At 39.7% G+C, this 16,968-nt stretch carries 16 protein-coding genes and 1 tRNA gene; 14 read left to right on the top strand and 3 right to left on the bottom strand.

What is annotated here, in order from left to right:
- Positions 1 to 12: 12 nt before the first annotated feature.
- The 3 genes from ACJJVW_RS09855 to ACJJVW_RS09845 form a co-directional block, all read right to left on the bottom strand.
- A complete protein-coding gene (locus tag ACJJVW_RS09855; protein WP_405251591.1) occupies positions 13 to 861 on the bottom strand; it encodes an alpha/beta hydrolase in 849 nt (282 codons plus the stop codon).
- Between the two features lie 137 nt (positions 862 to 998).
- A tRNA-Phe gene (locus ACJJVW_RS09850) sits at positions 999 to 1,071 on the bottom strand.
- A gap of 178 nt (positions 1,072 to 1,249) precedes the next feature.
- Positions 1,250 to 2,251: an aldose epimerase family protein gene (locus ACJJVW_RS09845; protein ID WP_405251589.1), complete on the bottom strand. Its 1,002-nt coding sequence runs from the start codon at positions 2,249 to 2,251 to the stop codon at positions 1,250 to 1,252.
- Between the two features lie 130 nt (positions 2,252 to 2,381).
- Here ACJJVW_RS09845 and ACJJVW_RS09840 point away from each other — a divergent pair, with 130 nt between their 5' ends.
- The 14 genes from ACJJVW_RS09840 (at position 2,382) to ACJJVW_RS09775 (ending at position 16,896) form a co-directional block, all read left to right on the top strand.
- A complete protein-coding gene (locus tag ACJJVW_RS09840; RefSeq protein ID WP_013750118.1) occupies positions 2,382 to 2,717 on the top strand; it encodes an arsenosugar biosynthesis-associated peroxidase-like protein in 336 nt (111 codons plus the stop codon).
- Positions 2,718 to 2,796: 79 nt separating this feature from the next.
- Positions 2,797 to 3,852 carry an arsenosugar biosynthesis radical SAM (seleno)protein ArsS gene (gene arsS / locus ACJJVW_RS09835; protein WP_108877954.1) on the top strand — a complete coding sequence of 352 codons (1,056 nt, stop codon included), beginning with the start codon at positions 2,797 to 2,799 and terminating at the stop codon, positions 3,850 to 3,852.
- Between the two features lie 91 nt (positions 3,853 to 3,943).
- Positions 3,944 to 4,549: a DUF2064 domain-containing protein gene (locus tag ACJJVW_RS09830; protein WP_405251587.1), complete on the top strand. Its 606-nt coding sequence runs from the start codon at positions 3,944 to 3,946 to the stop codon at positions 4,547 to 4,549.
- Between the two features lie 66 nt (positions 4,550 to 4,615).
- Positions 4,616 to 7,831, top strand: a complete 3,216-nt coding sequence (locus ACJJVW_RS09825; RefSeq protein ID WP_405251585.1) for a SusC/RagA family TonB-linked outer membrane protein — start codon at positions 4,616 to 4,618, stop codon at positions 7,829 to 7,831.
- 34 nt (positions 7,832 to 7,865) lie between these two features.
- Positions 7,866 to 9,305, top strand: a complete 1,440-nt coding sequence (locus tag ACJJVW_RS09820; RefSeq protein ID WP_405251583.1) for a SusD/RagB family nutrient-binding outer membrane lipoprotein — start codon at positions 7,866 to 7,868, stop codon at positions 9,303 to 9,305.
- A 114-nt stretch (positions 9,306 to 9,419) separates the two neighbouring features.
- Positions 9,420 to 10,754 carry a sodium:solute symporter family transporter gene (locus tag ACJJVW_RS09815; RefSeq protein WP_405251581.1) on the top strand — a complete coding sequence of 445 codons (1,335 nt, stop codon included), beginning with the start codon at positions 9,420 to 9,422 and terminating at the stop codon, positions 10,752 to 10,754.
- A complete protein-coding gene (locus ACJJVW_RS09810) occupies positions 10,739 to 11,566 on the top strand; it encodes a metallophosphoesterase family protein (RefSeq protein ID WP_405251579.1) in 828 nt (275 codons plus the stop codon). The genes ACJJVW_RS09815 and ACJJVW_RS09810 overlap by 16 nt, the downstream gene beginning before the upstream one ends.
- 3 nt (positions 11,567 to 11,569) lie before the next feature.
- Positions 11,570 to 12,064: a rhodanese-like domain-containing protein gene (locus ACJJVW_RS09805; protein WP_405251577.1), complete on the top strand. Its 495-nt coding sequence runs from the start codon at positions 11,570 to 11,572 to the stop codon at positions 12,062 to 12,064.
- Positions 12,065 to 12,256, top strand: coding sequence for a hypothetical protein (locus ACJJVW_RS09800; RefSeq protein ID WP_405251575.1), 192 nt, complete (start codon positions 12,065 to 12,067; stop codon positions 12,254 to 12,256). It abuts the gene before it with no gap.
- A gap of 178 nt (positions 12,257 to 12,434) precedes the next feature.
- Positions 12,435 to 13,037: a TIGR04282 family arsenosugar biosynthesis glycosyltransferase gene (locus ACJJVW_RS09795; RefSeq protein ID WP_405251573.1), complete on the top strand. Its 603-nt coding sequence runs from the start codon at positions 12,435 to 12,437 to the stop codon at positions 13,035 to 13,037.
- Between the two features lie 33 nt (positions 13,038 to 13,070).
- Complete coding sequence (locus tag ACJJVW_RS09790; protein ID WP_339849728.1) at positions 13,071 to 13,883, top strand: purine-nucleoside phosphorylase; 813 nt, start codon at positions 13,071 to 13,073, stop codon at positions 13,881 to 13,883.
- An 81-nt stretch (positions 13,884 to 13,964) separates the two neighbouring features.
- Entirely contained in the window at positions 13,965 to 14,933 is a 969-nt protein-coding gene (gene arsM, locus ACJJVW_RS09785) for an arsenosugar biosynthesis arsenite methyltransferase ArsM (RefSeq protein ID WP_035334537.1), read from the top strand.
- Positions 14,934 to 15,062: 129 nt separating this feature from the next.
- Complete coding sequence (locus tag ACJJVW_RS09780) at positions 15,063 to 15,953, top strand: sterol desaturase family protein (protein ID WP_339849724.1); 891 nt, start codon at positions 15,063 to 15,065, stop codon at positions 15,951 to 15,953.
- A gap of 145 nt (positions 15,954 to 16,098) precedes the next feature.
- Positions 16,099 to 16,896 carry a DUF547 domain-containing protein gene (locus ACJJVW_RS09775; protein WP_405251571.1) on the top strand — a complete coding sequence of 266 codons (798 nt, stop codon included), beginning with the start codon at positions 16,099 to 16,101 and terminating at the stop codon, positions 16,894 to 16,896.
- The last annotated feature ends 72 nt before the right edge of the window (positions 16,897 to 16,968 follow it).

Genomic DNA, 16,968 nt, shown 5'->3' with positions numbered 1-16,968 from the left:
AAATACATCATCCTACTCTTGCTCGCTCATAAATTGTATAATCTCGTCATATCTATTATTTGAACCAAAAATATATTGAGTAATCATAGGTACATGCTTTTTGTCTAGCGTGATCCTGCGTGCATTTGGCTGAAATTTAATTAGCGATTCTTTAAAGCGATTATTTGCCACCGTAATAGAAGGATACGTTTTACTGCCTAAATAACTGAGTATAGGTGGCGTTTTATCATTAATGAAATATATAGGAGAGGCATCTTTCCACAACTTAGGATTAGTCGTCCATGTGGTATTGTAATTATCACTCGCACTTGGAGGGTTCTCACTCAAGTAATGATGCATATCAAGTCCAGCTGCATCATTAAGGATAATCCCAGAAATATCATCAGGATTGATATTGTACTTTGGATTCATTACCGCCAGTGCCACGAGGTGCCCGCCAGCCGAATGTCCCGTAACAAAAATCTTTTCAGGGTCTCCGCCATATCGAGCAGCGTTTTCCTTTGTCCACGCTATTGCTTTTGCAATTTGCGCAGCTTGATCATCATAAGTAGCGTTAGGACTAAGCGTGTATCCTGGCAGTACAGCAAGAACATCTTTTTGCGCAAAGTTGCGTCCCAACCACCAGTATATTTCTTTTTTGCCTTGATTCCAGTTACCACCGTGCACATAAATAAGTACGGGTGTTTTTTCTTGATCGCCAGAAGGCTCGTAGATGTTAAGGGTAGGTGCTTCAAGATTTTCTGCTTGACTAGTGCTTATAATTTCTTCACCGAGATAAGAGATATTTTTATGCTTAGTACTTGAACAGCTCAACATAGTCACACTTAAGATTGCAATTGCTATATAGATATATGGACGCATATTTTTTTATGCGAAGCTACTTTAGAATATCACGACTGTGTGTTAAGCATATGGTAAGCAAATATTATAATTATCACAACTTAGAGATAGCGTGAGATGTAAAAACAAAAAACCCGATCAAAAGATCGGGTTTTTAGTGGTGCCTCCAGGAATCGAACCAGGGACACATGGATTTTCAGTCCATTGCTCTACCAACTGAGCTAAGGCACCTAAATATTTTTAGGTTGCTTATGTTTGTTACTCGAGTATTCTAATTATTATTAGGATAACCTCTAGTAGCTTTCGTAAGCGGTTGCAAATATAAAACCTTTCTGAACTCTGGCAAGTATTTTTTCAAATAAAATTCATTTTTTTTGAAATTAACTTCTTGTTTACAATCACAAGAGCATTACCCAAAATCATAAACTACCTGTTCCTCATACACTTCCGATGGCAAAAGGATTGTTGAAGGAAAATGTGAATGTGAAGGAGAATTTGGAAAATATTGTGGTTCTAAGCACAATCCTGGACTTCCTACATGCTCATAGTCCTCTTTACCACTTGCAAGCAAAATAGATTTTGCACTAAAAAACTGTAATCCTGGTTGCGTGCAATACACTTTTAAAGTAATATCGCTATCTGGAGCCCACACTTGAGCTGCTAACTTGAGTTTATTGGATGTTTTATCTAATACATAATTTAAATCAAAACCTTCATCAGCATCTCCCACGACTCTCACTTCAGTAAAATCATATAGAGTGCCCGCGACTGGAACTAAGCGACCAGTAGTAATCATATTTCCATCCAGCTCAGTATACGAGCCTGCATGAACTTGCAACTTATGACTTACAACAGAATTCTTTACTCCACTACACAGGTTAAAATAATCATGCCTGGTGAAGTTTACGATAGTTGGCTGGTCTGTAGTAGCACTTAATTGCATTTCTAGTCGTAGGTCTACAAGCTTAAAAGTAGTTTGGACTTTTAAATTACCTGGAAAGCCCTCATCACCATCTTTACTGTATAAAGAAAGCACCAAGCTGTCATCTACTATTGCTGCATCCCAGACACGTTTATCAAAACCTTTAATACCTCCGTGAAGTTGGCTCTCTCCTTCATTTACAGTTAACGCTATTTTTTCACCCGCGATAACCACCTCTTTTTTAAGTCTATTTGCATTGCGCCCTATAAAACTCCCTATATACGGATGTGCAGCCTCATACTCTGGTAAAGTATCAAAACCTAAAACTACATCCACTACTCCACCATCCCCATTGGGAACATAAAGTTTCTGTATAGTTGCTCCGTATGTGAGCACCTCTACTTGCAGTCCGCGATGGTTTTTTAAAATAAATTTAAAAATTTCTTCACCGCTCGATGTGAAGCCAAAAGTTGTTTTAGTTATAGTCATATCAATGGTTCGTATGCTAATGTACTGCTAGAATTTCAAGACATCAAAACTTGAATCTAATTTTCTACGTAAGTAATAGTGAGTGATTACGATTAAAGGTATATTCGTGTGTTTACACAACAATTTTATTATGGCAGATCAATATTACGACCCAAAAGATTTAAGAAAATTCGGAAAAATCACAGAGTGGAGTGAAGAGTTAGGAACTAAGTTTTTTGACTACTACGGTAAAGTTTTTGAAGAGGGAGCACTCACTGCACGTGAGAAATCGCTCATCGCGCTTGCCGTTGCCCACACAGAGCAGTGCCCATATTGCATAGACGCATATACTAAAGACGGCCTACAGAAAGGAATCACTAAGGAAGAGATGATGGAGGCTGTGCACGTAGGTGCCGCTATAAAAAGTGGTGCGACGCTGGTACACGGAGTGATGATGATGAATAAAGTAAATAAACTAGACGGGTAGTTTTACGCTTTCGCGAAAGCGTACTCATACAGATTTCCAACCAAAAGAAATCAACACTACAAACGACAAATATTTTTAAATGTCAGCAACAAAATCACTGAAGAAAGAAGGTAGCGAACTCGCACAAGCAAACAAGCAGATAGAAATTTTATCTAATGGTATTTTCAAAGATGAACTACCTACGTTTGCTAAGAAAATAAAGGAGACTAATCAGCTACCGTTACGCCCTAACAAGCTAGAAATACTCCAAATTAACGTGGGGTACATGTGTAATCAAGTGTGTGATCACTGTCACGTAGATGCCGGCCCAGATCGCAAGGAGATTATGACTTGGGAGACTATGGAGCAATGTCTAGAAGTGATACGCAATACTGGTGCTCACACGCTAGATCTTACTGGTGGTGCGCCAGAGATGAATCCGCATTTTAGACGTTTTGTAGAAGAAGCGAGTAAGGCTGGAATTAAAGACTTTATTGTGCGTTCTAACCTTACCATTATTCGTGCAAATAAAAAGTACTACGACCTCCCTGATTTCTTTAAAAAACACAACGTACACGTCATCTCATCTATGCCACACTGGACTCGCGGAAAGACAGACAAGCAACGTGGTGATGGTGTTTTTGATAAATCAATAAAGGCACTTCAAGAACTTAATGAGCGCGGGTATGGTATGCCAGGCAGTGACTTAAGACTTGACCTAGTTTACAATCCATCTGGAGCTTTCTTACCGGGAGACCAAGCAAGCATGGAAAAAGACTTTAAAAAAGGATTGATGGAAGATTTTAATATCCAGTTCCACAACCTTTTTGCAATCACAAACTTACCTATAGCACGATTTTTAGATTACCTCATCGCATCAGAAAACTATGAGGATTATATGTATCAACTCGTAGAGGCATATAACCCTGCAGCAGTAGAGAATGTGATGTGTAAAAACACAATTTCAATAAGTTGGGATGGTTATTTATTTGATTGTGATTTTAATCAAATGCTAGAATTGCCAGTGGCGAGTAGTGTAAAGCACATTAAAGATTATAATGAAGATTTACTTAATGATCGTAACATTATGATCTCTCAGCACTGTTATGGTTGTACTGCAGGTGCAGGAAGTAGTTGTCAAGGAACCGTCGCTTAATACGTAGAGAATCACGACACCAAAAACCGCCATACTCATATTTGCTCAAACAGCAACTACCGAAGCTTCTCGCAAGAAGCTCGGGCAGTCTGTGGCTTTATTTAAAGAGCTCAATAGGCAAACTATTGCTACCGCGCGCAAGACGGGAATCCCCTACGTCATTTTTTCTGAAAATGAGCAGGTAGGAAACACCTTTGGCGAGCGTTTTACAAATGCGCTTACCTCGGTTTTTGACAGTGGTTATGACCAAATTATAACCATAGGTAATGACACGCCGCACCTTTCGGCGGGGCATATTCTTTTAGCACAAGAAAAGCTCAAACAGTCTGCGCTTGTTATTGGCCCAAGTACAGATGGCGGCTGTTATCTAATGGGGATTAAAAAGAACCATTTTAAGCCTGAGCAGTTTAAAAATCTACCGTGGCAGTCTAGTAAATTGGGTGCTATTATTTCTGATACGCTTTCGCGAAAGCGTACAAACCTTTACCTCCTTGAGACCCTTTCAGATCTTGACACATTTGCAGATTTGCAGCAGATGCTCAAAGAGACTTCCACATTATCAAAAAGACTATTACTACTTATACAAAACATAGTAAATCAAGGTCTTTCTCTTGGTTATCACACTACAAACCGATTCTTTGAGTCGCTCACTAAAAGCCACTTTAATAAAGGATCACCATCATTAGTTAGTATTTAAATCTTGTAAGCCACAACAGCTTACAGTTATTCTTAGATTTTCTTAATTACCAACTAATACACTCAGATGAAATCATTTTATCTTAGTATGCTCTTGCTTTTTACAGCAAGTTTGTATGCTCAAACTACCGTTACCGGAACCGTTACAAGCGCAGAAGATAACACTACAATACCATTTGTAAATGTCCTTGTAGAAGGCACAAACCAAGGAACCATTACAGACGAAAATGGTGCTTACTCCATTACCATACCTACGGATGCATCCGTTTTAAAATTCTCTTCGCTCGGTTATAGCTCACAATTAATCACTGTAGCTGGCAGAACTCAAATAGACGTTGCACTAAGCATCTCCCAGGAGGGACTTGACGAAGTCGTTGTAACTGCTCTAGGTGTAAAACGTAACACAAGAGAACTAGGATATACAGTACAAACCATAAATGCAAAAGATATAGACGAGGTAAAGTCTGTAAACTTTCTGGACAACCTTTCTGGTAAGCTTGCGGGAGTTACCATCACACAAGGCGCAACAGGAGTAGGATCTTCATCACGCATAAGCATACGTGGGGAAGCTTCTTTTTCTAATAATAATCCGTTGTTTGTGGTAGATGGTGTACCTATTAATAACAACACTGTTTTTAACTTCACAAATGAAGCAGCCGCAGGTTTCCAAGAAGTAGATTTTGGGAACGGCGCAATGGAAGTAAATCCAGATGACATTGCTTCTGTTTCTGTACTCAAAGGTCCAAGTGCTGCTGCATTATACGGTACGCGTGCATCAAACGGAGTCATTGTTATTGAGACTAAAGATGGTAGCAAGAAAAAAGGATTAGGCATAAGTATTAACTCTTCTATCTTTTTTGACAGTGCTTTCCAACTTCCAGATTTTCAAAACGAGTACGGACAAGGACAAGGAGGCGTTTTTGAATATGTAGATGGTCTTGGAGCAGGAATCTCAGATAACATCACCTATTCTTGGGGACCGAGACTAGATGCTGGAAATTTAATTCCGCAATTTAATAGTCCGGTGACGCTTGCAGACGGGACGATTGTACGTGGTGGAGATACAGCTTTATACAATGGACTCGCCATCACTCCTACCGAATTTAGGTCAAACCCAGATAACCTAAAAGACTTTTATGAAACTGGTGTAACCACCATAAATAATGTATCTGTCTCTAGCGGATTTGATAAAGGTGATTTCCGTATATCGTTTACAGATCTACGTAGTGAGTCTATCATCCCTGGTGTAAACTTAGATAGACAAACCATCGCAACAAAACTCAATTTTAAGCCAACAGACAAAACTAAAATTAAGGCGAGCATTAGTTATGTAAATTCTGGTAGTGATAACCGCCCATCAAACGGATACGGAAGTGAGAATGTAAATTACTCACTCGTAGCCTGGGGACCTCGCTCTCTTAATATAGACAGCCTACGTGATTACTGGCAGCCAGGTCTAGAAGGCGTGCAGCAGTACTCTTTTAACTACACCTTCTTTGATAATCCGTTTTTTATTTTAGAAGAAAACAGAAACTCTTTTAATCGTGATCGCGTTTTTGGTAACATAGCCCTTACACAAACACTCGCCAAAAATCTTGACCTTACCATACGCACAGGGATGGACTACAGTAGTGAGAAACGACAGTTTTTAAGGAACTTTAGTTCTAACCGTTTCCAGAACGGTGGCTATGCAGAGCACGATGTTTTTTATCGTGAGATCAACACAGACTTCTTACTTAACTATGATAACAAGTTTGGCGACTTCTCGCTAGATGTTAGTCTTGGAGGTAATCGCTTATCACAAGTAGCTTCTACAAAACAGGTGCAAACTACAAACCTTGCACAACCAGGCATCTTTAACCTTAATAATGCCGCATCACCTATAGAAGCATTCCAATTTGAATCTGAAAAGCGTATCAACTCTTTTTACGGAGTGGCAAAATTAGGCTACAAGAATTTCTTATACCTAGATGTTACAGGACGCAATGACTGGTCAAGTGCGCTGGCAACGCCATTTAGTGCAGATAACACTTCGTTTTTCTATCCTTCGGCTAGTTTGAGTTTTATAGGATCTAATGTGTGGGAACTTCCAGAAGCGATAAGCTACTTACAACTAAGAGCAAGTGTTGCTCAAGTAGGTAATGATACTAATCCTTTCCAAACTTCTGGTGCGTTTATCGCACAAACTCCTTTTGAAGGGCAGCCTACTTTTAGTGCACAAAACTTCATCCCTAATGCAAACCTTAAACCAGAGCAAACTACATCATACGAGATAGGTACAGACATACGTTTCTTTAAAGACAGGTTTAATGTAGACTTCACGTACTACAACGCGCTTACTAAAGACCAGATTATCTCCTTACCTATTGCTATTTCTTCAGGCTTTAATCAGCAGGTGGTAAATGGTGGTGAGGTGCGCACTTCGGGTATCGAGGTCATTGCAGGCATCACTCCTATCGTAAATGAAAACTTTAGATGGAACACGACCTTTAACTTCAGCACAAACAAATCTGTGGTTGAAAGTTTACCACAATCTGATGGTCGTCTTACGCTTGCCTTTAGCCGTATTTATGACAGCGCAAACCAAACCGTATTTTTTCAAGTAGAAGAAGGCGGCGAAGTTGGCGATATTTACGGTACAGGCTACCTACGTAATGACGATGGTGATTTTATCATTGATAATAACGGGCGCTTTATTGCAGATAACAACCTCAAGAAAATAGGAAACTACACCGCAGATTTTAACCTAGGCTGGAACAATGATTTCCGCTACAAGCAGTGGAGTGCTTCTTTCTTATTTGACTGGCGTCAAGGTGGAGATATTGTCTCTAGAACACGAGCGCTAGGTAATGTAGGAGGCCAACTAGCAGAAACAGCTTTCCGCCCAGAAGAGGGAATTATAGCACAAGGGGTTGTAAACACAGGCACTGCGGCAAATCCAAATTTTGTTCCAAACACCACAGCAGTTTCAGCAGAGAGTTACTACCGCCAGTTTTATGACCGTAACCACGAAGAAAACAACATTTATGACGCCTCGTTCTTAAAACTTCGTCAGTTTTCTATAGGATATTCTTTCAAGCTTAAAGACGGATTTATCGGTCTTAAAGAAGGTGTAGACGTAAACCTTTCACTTATAGGGCGCAATCTTTTTGCCATCACAGAAAATCCACATTTTGACCCTGAGCAACTCGCAGTGCAGGGACAAGGATTTGTGAGCGGAGTAGAAGATTTGAGCTATGCTACAACAAGAAGCTTCGGATTTAAGGCAGGATTTAACTTTTAACGCTTTCGCGAAAGCGTAACATAAAACATTACAAATGAAACAATTTTTATACATCACTTCCCTCTTGCTTTTACTTGGAATGAGCAGTTGCACAGAAGATTTTGAAGAAATAAATACCAACCCAAATGATCCCGTAAGCGTGCAACCTAGCTTGTTGTTGCGACAAGTTATTTATGACTACGGAGAGCAAATGAGTTATGAAGGTTTTGTGGCTGGAGATTTACTCTCGCAGCACAGAACGGCTCTTGATTTTAACCTTTTTGATCGTCACGCTTTAAAATCACCGCAGCTAGGTGGAAATCCTTGGCCCATTTTTTATACGAATTTAAGAGACAACGAGATTATCTTACAGCAGGCGCAAACTAATGTGACTTTTGCCGTGTATGAAGGTCCTGCACTTATCCTCAAGGCATATATGGCAGCTGGGCTTACAGATCTTTTTGGCGATGTTCCTTACTCAGAAGCGTTTAATGGAATAGATGGAACGGTAACACCAGCTTATGACACGCAGGAGGCTATATATACTGGAGCAGATGGTATTCTAGCAAATCTAGATGCTGGAATTGCTGCAATAGAAGCTTATGAAGATGTGATCCCGCTAGAAGGAGATATTCTTTATGGTGGTGATTTGCAAGCTTGGGTACGCTTTGCAAACAGTCTTAAAATCAAACATCTTTTACGTATCTCAGATCGTGTAGATGTAAGTGCAGATTTACAAGCGCTGGTTAATGAGGATAACTTTATATCAAGTAATAGTGACAATGCTGTTTTTAACTTTAGCAACACAGAGCCAAATAGTTTTAGACTTGCACAATTGCGTGTGGGCGACTTTAACAACTTTGTACTTTCTGAAACGATGGAAACCATTCTTGTAGACCTTGAAGACACTAGACTTAATACGTTCTTTAGACCAGCATCAAATACTGACGATTTTAACGGACTTATAAACGGAATAGATGCAACCTCAACGGCTGCTGTGCTAGGAGATTTATCACTTGCAGGCACTGCCTTTAGAGAAGATACCTCTGTACTAGATGCCAACTTTATGACAGCTTGGGAAACTTCGCTTGCACTCGCCGAAGCTGCTCAGCGCGGACTTATCACCGCAGATGCGCAGGCACTTTATGAAAACGGCGTGACACTCGCTTTTGAATACTGGCAAACACCTTTACCAGTAGATTATCTTACTGGTAATGCTGCTTTCAATAACGCTGATAGTTCGCCGCTAGAACAAATACTTACTCAAAAATGGATTGCAAACATCATAAACGGCTATGAAGGTTGGATAGAATATAGACGTACCGGTTTTCCTGAGTTTATGGATGTGCAAGCAAGTCTTAATGACGGTTTAATTCCCGTACGTATGCCTTACCCATCTGAAGAAGAAGCGCTCAATGCAGATAATTACCAGACAGCATTTGATGCGACAGATGGCAATAGTCTTAATGTGCGCGTGTGGTGGGATGTAGATTAAGGAATTGTGGGAGGGTACTGCGGACATCTCCCCTAGCCCCTCTTCAAAGAGGGGAACACAAGAACCAAGCTTTTGCAAAGCAAAAGCGATTACAACTAGTTAAGTAATTACTATATGAATGTAGAAATCTGGCAATGGGGATTAATTATAGCATCGAGTGTGTTGATGTTTGTGCTGTCTCCACTTGCCAAAAGTCCTGATGAGTTTTTTAAGGCTACGCATCGTAAGAAGTCTCCTAATGTGTGGATGCTTACGGGTAGTCTCATTATCTCGTGGATTTTTGCAAAGAGTATAACCAATGCTGCCAACTTAGGCCTGAGTTTTGGGATCGTGGGTGGTGTGGCTTATGCGGGTTACTATCTCTCCTTTGCTGTGGCTGGTGTGATTATCTACCAGATGCGCCTGCAAGGTGGATTTACAAGTATACATCAGTTTCTGACTTCTCGATTTGGAAAAGGAGCGATGCGCTTATTTTCTGTGCTCATTGCCATTAGGCTTTTTAATGAGGTGTGGAGTAACACGATGGTGATAGGTTCTTACTTTGGAGAAATGGGAAGCACTCCCTACTATTGGGCGATTCTGGTCTTTACGATACTCACTCTTGCTTATGCGCTCAAGGGCGGATTGAGCAGTTCTATATTTACAGATGTGATACAGATGGGACTATTCTCCATATTGCTATGTGTGATTTTATGGAGTATATTTTCGGTAGATGATTTTAGTGTGAAGGAGGTTGCGACTTCTGGAACGTGGAGTTTTGATCTTGGTCTTAATTTACTTTTTGCAGCCTTGTTACAGTCATTCTCATATCCCTTTCACGATCCAGTATTGACAGACAGAGCTTTTTTAAGTTCGCCGAAGGTTACTTTGCGTAGCTTTCTAATTGCCTCCGTGTTAGGAGCTGCTTGTATTATATTATTTAGCATTATAGGTGTGTATGCTCAATCACAAGGAATGGCAGGACAAGCCGCGGTAGAAGTGGGTAAAGCTTTTGGCGTAGTCATATTACTAGTCATCAACTTTATTATGATTACCTCGGCGGCATCTACGCTAGATAGTACATTCTCCTCTTTTTCAAAATTACTTTCAGTCGATTTAAATTTGGGTAAAAATCTTTCGTTTGGGAGATTATTTATGGCTGTGATTGCCATATTGGGAACCATTCCCGTATTTCTTAATGCAGAGATTTTAAGCGCCACGACCATATCTGGAACGATGGTAATTGGACTAACGCCAGTATTTTTATTTTGGCGAAAGCCAGCCCCAAAAATTAGTTATTACTTGAGTGTAGTAACTGGTATCATTTTTGGCTTCATATTAGTTTTTGATGCCTTACCACTATCATTACAATTTACAACAGGATCTTATGCTACGTTACTTTGGACCAACGTCTGGGGCATCACGGCTTGTACCATATTATACCTCATACCACGATGGATAAAAAGATAAAAAACATAGGCAATCTCACTGGCAAAGTACTCCTTTATGGCGGTGTGTATAGCAATCTACAAGCGCTAGAGAAACTAAAATCTATTGCAGAGCAACAAGGGATTGCTCCAGAAAATTGCATCTGCACCGGAGATATCGTGGGTTATTGTGCGCAGCCTGAAGAAACCGTACAACTCTATAAAATATGGGGAACGCACGGTGTTGCAGGTAATGTAGAAAAACAACTGAGTGAGGGCGCAGAAGATTGTGGATGTGACTTTAGAGAAGGATCGCGTTGTGATGGTTTTAGCCAGCTGTGGTATCCCTATGCACAAAGCAAACTCTCTAAGAATTCGCTAGAGACATTAGAGGCGCTTCCAGACCATATTACATTTACCTACGCTGGTAAAAAGGTTACGGTTGTACACGGCTCATATAGTCATATTTCTGAATTTATATTTAAATCTACGCCTTGGGAATCAAAAGGTTCAAATTTTGATACAACCCAAAGTGATGTAATTATTGCAGGACATTGTGGCTTGCCTTTTCATACGGAGCAAGAAGATAAACTCTGGCTCAACCCTGGCGTGATCGGGATGCCAGCAAATGACGGCTCCACCGAAGTCTGGTATGCCATTCTAGATGACACTTCTGGCAATCTTAGCTATGAACATCATACCTTTGCATATAATTACAAGCTCACGAGCCAGTTAATGCAAAACGGCTTACTGCCAGAAGAGTATGCGCGTACCATCGTAACTGGCATCTGGGACAACACAGAAATACTACCACCTGTAGAGAGTGGCTTACAAGGATTTGGTATAAAACTATAAGACGTGAATACTAAGAATATCGCTTACATATTACTTCTATTAGTTTCGGCAGTTTCATTTGGACAGTCGGATATGGATGTGCTCTTAAAACAGTGCAACACGCGCTCTGTTCCTTATATTTCTGTGCAAGAACTCAAGATGGAAATGAAAGATTACCTCATACTTGATACCCGCAAAAAGGAAGAATTTGATGTGAGTCATATCCCTGGAGCGGTGTGGGTTTCTGAGAAGGTGAATGATAGTATTTACGCTTTCGCGAAAGCAAAAAAAGATCAACCCATCATCGTTTATTGCTCCGTAGGCATACGCTCTGAAGATTTTGGCGAGCGACTGAAGAAGAAAGGGTTTACAAATGTCAAAAATCTATACGGAAGCATATTTGCTTGGAAAGATGAAGGCTACGAAATCCAAAACAAGAAAAAACAACCAACCGACTCTGTTCACGTATTTTCCAAAGTATGGGGAAAGTATTTAAAAACAGGACATAAAGTTTACTAAATGAATAAATATATACCACTCATTTTTATAGGACTCACCATAGGAGGATTTGTTTTACTGGCTTATCATCTTACTAACGAGATATCCACTTGGAAAGACTATCTCTCTAGTATTCTCATTATTATTGCAAATATTGGGATGTTTATAGCCATTAAAAAAAGTGACCAGTGGACAAAAAAAGATGACGAGTAATGACTAGAAAAAAAGTTCTTTTCATCTTTATCATACTGATAATACTATTGATTGTAGTCACTATAAGCAAATTACATTTTGACAATTTAAGCTGGGCAAATAATTCAAGTATGTACCAGCAACTTATCGTGATGGCGCTCATGTTTTTTTATGTAATCGCAAACTACAAGAAACTAAAATGACCAACAACCTACTACTTATATTCACCAGGAACCCAGAGCTAGGCAAAGTAAAAAGCAGGCTTGCAAAAGGCGTAGGTCAAGAAAATGCTCTTGAGATTTACAAGACCCTACTCTCGCATACTAAAGACGTAGTTGCAACTTTAAACTGCACAAAACGCGTAGGCTACTCTGTGCAAGTGCGCCCAGATGATATGTGGGATAATGCCATTTTTGAAAAATTCCAGCAAGAAGGTGAAGATCTAGGGGTGCGTATGCACAATGCCTTTGATCAAGCGTTTACTGATGGGTATGACAATGTACTCATTGTAGGTAGTGACCTTTTTGACTTGCGCGCTTCTCACATAAATGAGGCTTTTGACGCGCTACAATCTAACGATGCAGTAATAGGTCCAGCCCAAGATGGTGGTTATTATTTATTAGGAATGAACAAGCTTGTAAAAGAAGTATTTTACAATAAAGAATGGGGCGGAGATACCGTATTTAAAAGCACTATGGATAATCTAGCAACGGTAAAAACACACCAACTAGAAACGCTTAACGATATTGACTTTGCCGAAGATTTAAAGCCATATGCTGAGTTTGCTCAGTATTTACAATAACAAGAAAATTTAATACGTTTAAAAAAACATATTATGGAAAAATACATCATAGAAACAGCAGAATATTTAAAAGGTAAAGGATTTGAGAAACCTGAAGTTGGTATCATTTTAGGTACTGGCCTTGGGCAGCTTATTGATCGTGTTGAGATAGAACACACTGCGAGTTATAATCATATTCCTAATTTTCCAACGGCAACGGTAGAGTTCCACACCGGTAAATTAATTTACGGTACGCTAGAAGGCAAAAAGGTTATCATTATGCAAGGTCGTTTTCACGTGTATGAAGGCTACTCACTTACAGATGTAACCTACCCAGTACGTGTGATGCACGCTTTAGGTATCAAGCACCTATTAGTATCTAATGCTTCTGGAGCGATTAACCTTGATTTTAAAAAAGGAGAATTAATGCTCATAGATGATCACATTAATCTACAAGGAGGATCACCGCTAGCTTTTAAAGGAGTAGAAAAAATGGGAGAGCGCTTTGTAGATATGAGCGCACCTTATGATGCTGCTATGAACAATACGCTACGCACTATTGCAAAAGACAATGGCATAAACTTACACGAGGGAGTATATGCATCTGTAGTAGGCCCACAGCTAGAAACTCGCGCAGAGTATCGTTACTTAAGAATTATAGGAGCAGATGCCGTAGGGATGAGTACCGTACCAGAAATTATCGTAGCAAATCACTTAAAACTTCCTGTGGTGGCAGTATCTGTTCTTACAGATGAGTGTGACCCAGACAACCTCAAGCCAGTAGATATTCCAGAAATAATTGCAATGGCTGGTAAGGCAGAGCCAGAGATGATTACGCTCTTTACAGGATTGATTAAATCTTTATAAAGTACGCTTTCGCGAAAGCGGAATCTAAACCAAAAGATATCATTATTACAAACGAACTACTATCTATTCAAACAACAAGTTATGAGTTACCTTAATGCTACAAATGATCTTTATAAAGAAGCAGCACTTACACCAGATGTAGGACTGTGCTGTACTACAAATCCTATATGGGAATTACCAGGATTAAAGATCCCAAAGATTATGCAGGAGATGAACTACGGTTGCGGAAGCACTGTAAATGCTCGTGATCTTACTAATGAGCCTAAGATGCTATATGTAGGTGTAGGTGGTGGTATGGAGCTTTTACAGTTTGCATACTTTAATCGTAATAAAGGTGGCGTAGTAGGTGTAGATGTGGTAGATGAAATGCTAGAAGCGTCTCGCAAAAACTTTATAGAAGCAGAGAAGTTGAACCCTTGGTTTAAGAGCGAATTTGTAGATCTTCAAAAAGGAGATGCCCTTAACCTCAATGTAGCAGATAACTCTATAGACGTAGCTGCACAAAACTGCCTCTTCAACATCTTTAAAGCCGAAGATTTAAAACGTGCCATTGCAGAGATGTATCGCGTGCTTAAACCTCACGGCAAGCTTGTAATGAGCGACCCTACTTGTGAGCAGGAAATGAATGAGGAATTACGTAATGATGATCGTTTACGTGCGCTTTGTCTTTCTGGAAGTCTACCCATAGCCGAGTATGTAAAAGCACTTACAGATGCTGGTTTTGGAACTATTGAGATAAGAGCTCGTAAGCCATATAGAATACTTAATCCTGGAGCATATCCTACAGATGAGCTCATTTACATTGAGTCTATTGAAGTAGCAGCAATCAAAGATCCTATGCCAGCAGATGGACCTTGTATTTTTACAGGTAAAGCTGCCATTTATTATGGAGAAGAAGACTTTTTTGATGATAAGCTCGGACACATCCTTCTTAAAAATCAGCCGCTGGCTATCTGTGATAAGACAGCAGGAGCACTTGCTGCTTTAGGTCGAGATGACATCTTTATAAGCGAGTCTACGTATCACTATGATGGTGGTGGATGTTGTTAAGCGAATAACTATAAAATTAGCACACTTGTAAGTATTCAAATCTATTGAAACCTTGTAAGGATAATACAAAAGGCACAACTAATGTTGTGCCTTTTGATTTTTGTAAATTTGTTATTATCACTATATAATATGCGCAAATACTTAGATACTTTCTTACAATCTTACTCCGACTATTGGAGTTATTTTAAGCGCGAGATTTTCTTTGAGAATAACTGGGATAATTATTTCTGGGGATTGATCATTGTGTCTCTCGTAGTCTGGGGATTAGAAATTGCATTTCCGTGGCGTAAGAATCAGAAGATTTTTCGTGAAGACTTCTGGATGGACTTATTTTACATGTTCTTTAATTTCTTCTTTCTCAATCTCATTGTATTTATCGCACTCACAAATACCGCAGCACTGTTTTTTGATGATGTTCTAGGTGTGGTAGGGTTAGCATTAAGTGACTTCCAACTTTTTGATGTAGACACACTACCCTTTGGCGTAGGGTTGCTCATCTTTTTTATCATATCAGACTTTGTACAGTGGAACACGCACAGAATACTACACAGAGTTCCGTTTTTATGGAATTTTCATAAAGTGCATCACTCTACAAAGGAGATGGCTTTTGCAGCACAAATGCGCTATCACTGGGTAGAGCCTATTATGTATAAGTCCTTTTTATACATTCCTATTGCGATTATAGGAGGTTTTGACCTTGCATATGTGGCTATCATACATTTTACCGCACTTACTGTTGGTCACCTCAACCATGCAAACATAGGCTGGGATTATGGCCCGCTTAAGTATATTCTCAATAACCCGAAGATGCACATCTGGCATCACGCAAAAGAATTACCTGAGCGTGTAAAGTATGGCGTAAACTTCGGACTAACGTTGAGTGTATGGGATTATCTTTTTGGAACTAGTCATGTTCCGCATGATGGCCGTGATATCGAATTAGGGTTTGATGGAGATGAAACATTTCCAACGGACTTTGTAGGTCAAATCACCTATCCTCTTTCTGAAAAGGAAAAGTAGGTTATTGCATACGCTTTCGCGAAAGCGAACTAATCTTAGAAAAAATCTGATGCAAAAATTAGCTTACTTCATACTGACAATTACACTTCTCACTAGCTGTAGCAGTTCTAAAAATGTCACAACTCCCCCCGAACCTGAGACTCCAATGGTTATTACCGAAACCCGCGTTGAAATCCCGCAAACGGTAATTACCGAATCAGAAGAAGTAGAAACTACAATCTCCGAACCAGAGGAAGTCGTTGAAGTTGCCGTCTCAAATAATGAACCCGAAGAGGTTGTTGAAGTTATAGAAGAAGTTTCCAATTTTAATCATGACGCTTTTGACTCTATTTTAAAGAAATACGTTTCTAGAGAAGGTAATGTAAACTACAGTGGTATTAAATCTAACTGGGGTAGTTTACGTGCATATATCGCTTCCCTAGGGCAATCGCTGCCTACTGCTACTTGGTCGCAAGAAGAGAAGCTATCCTACTGGATGAATGCGTACAATGCGATGACGATAGACCTTATATTACGCAACTATCCACTTGAAAGCATAAAAGATATTAAAGACCCGTGGGATCAACGTTTTTGGAAATTAGGTAACAAGTGGTATAATCTCAATGAGATTGAGCATGAGATTCTACGTAAAATGGGAGATGCTCGCATACACTTCGGGATAAATTGCGCTTCTTTTTCTTGCCCGCCGCTACTTAATGAGGCATTTAGACCTAGCAAGGTAGATGCACAACTAGATATGCTTTCTCGAAAATTTATTAATGATCCTACCCGCAATACTATCACAAGTGATCGCGTCGAAGTTTCAAAGATTTTCACTTGGTTTGCAAAAGATTTTAAAACAGACGGCTCTCTCATAGATTTCTTGAACCGCTACTCCACGACCTCAATTTCAGAGAATGCAAGGGTGCGTTATCGTGATTATGACTGGACCTTGAATAAGTAGTAATGTTTTCACAAAACTCACTTAACTACACGTTAATGGGTATTGATTTTGCTTTCGCGAAAGCGATATTGT

This window comes from Dokdonia sp. Asnod3-C12, assembly GCF_045063975.1.
Taxonomy (GTDB): Bacteria; Bacteroidota; Bacteroidia; order Flavobacteriales; family Flavobacteriaceae; genus Dokdonia.
This window is presented reverse-complemented; position numbering and strand designations above follow the sequence as displayed.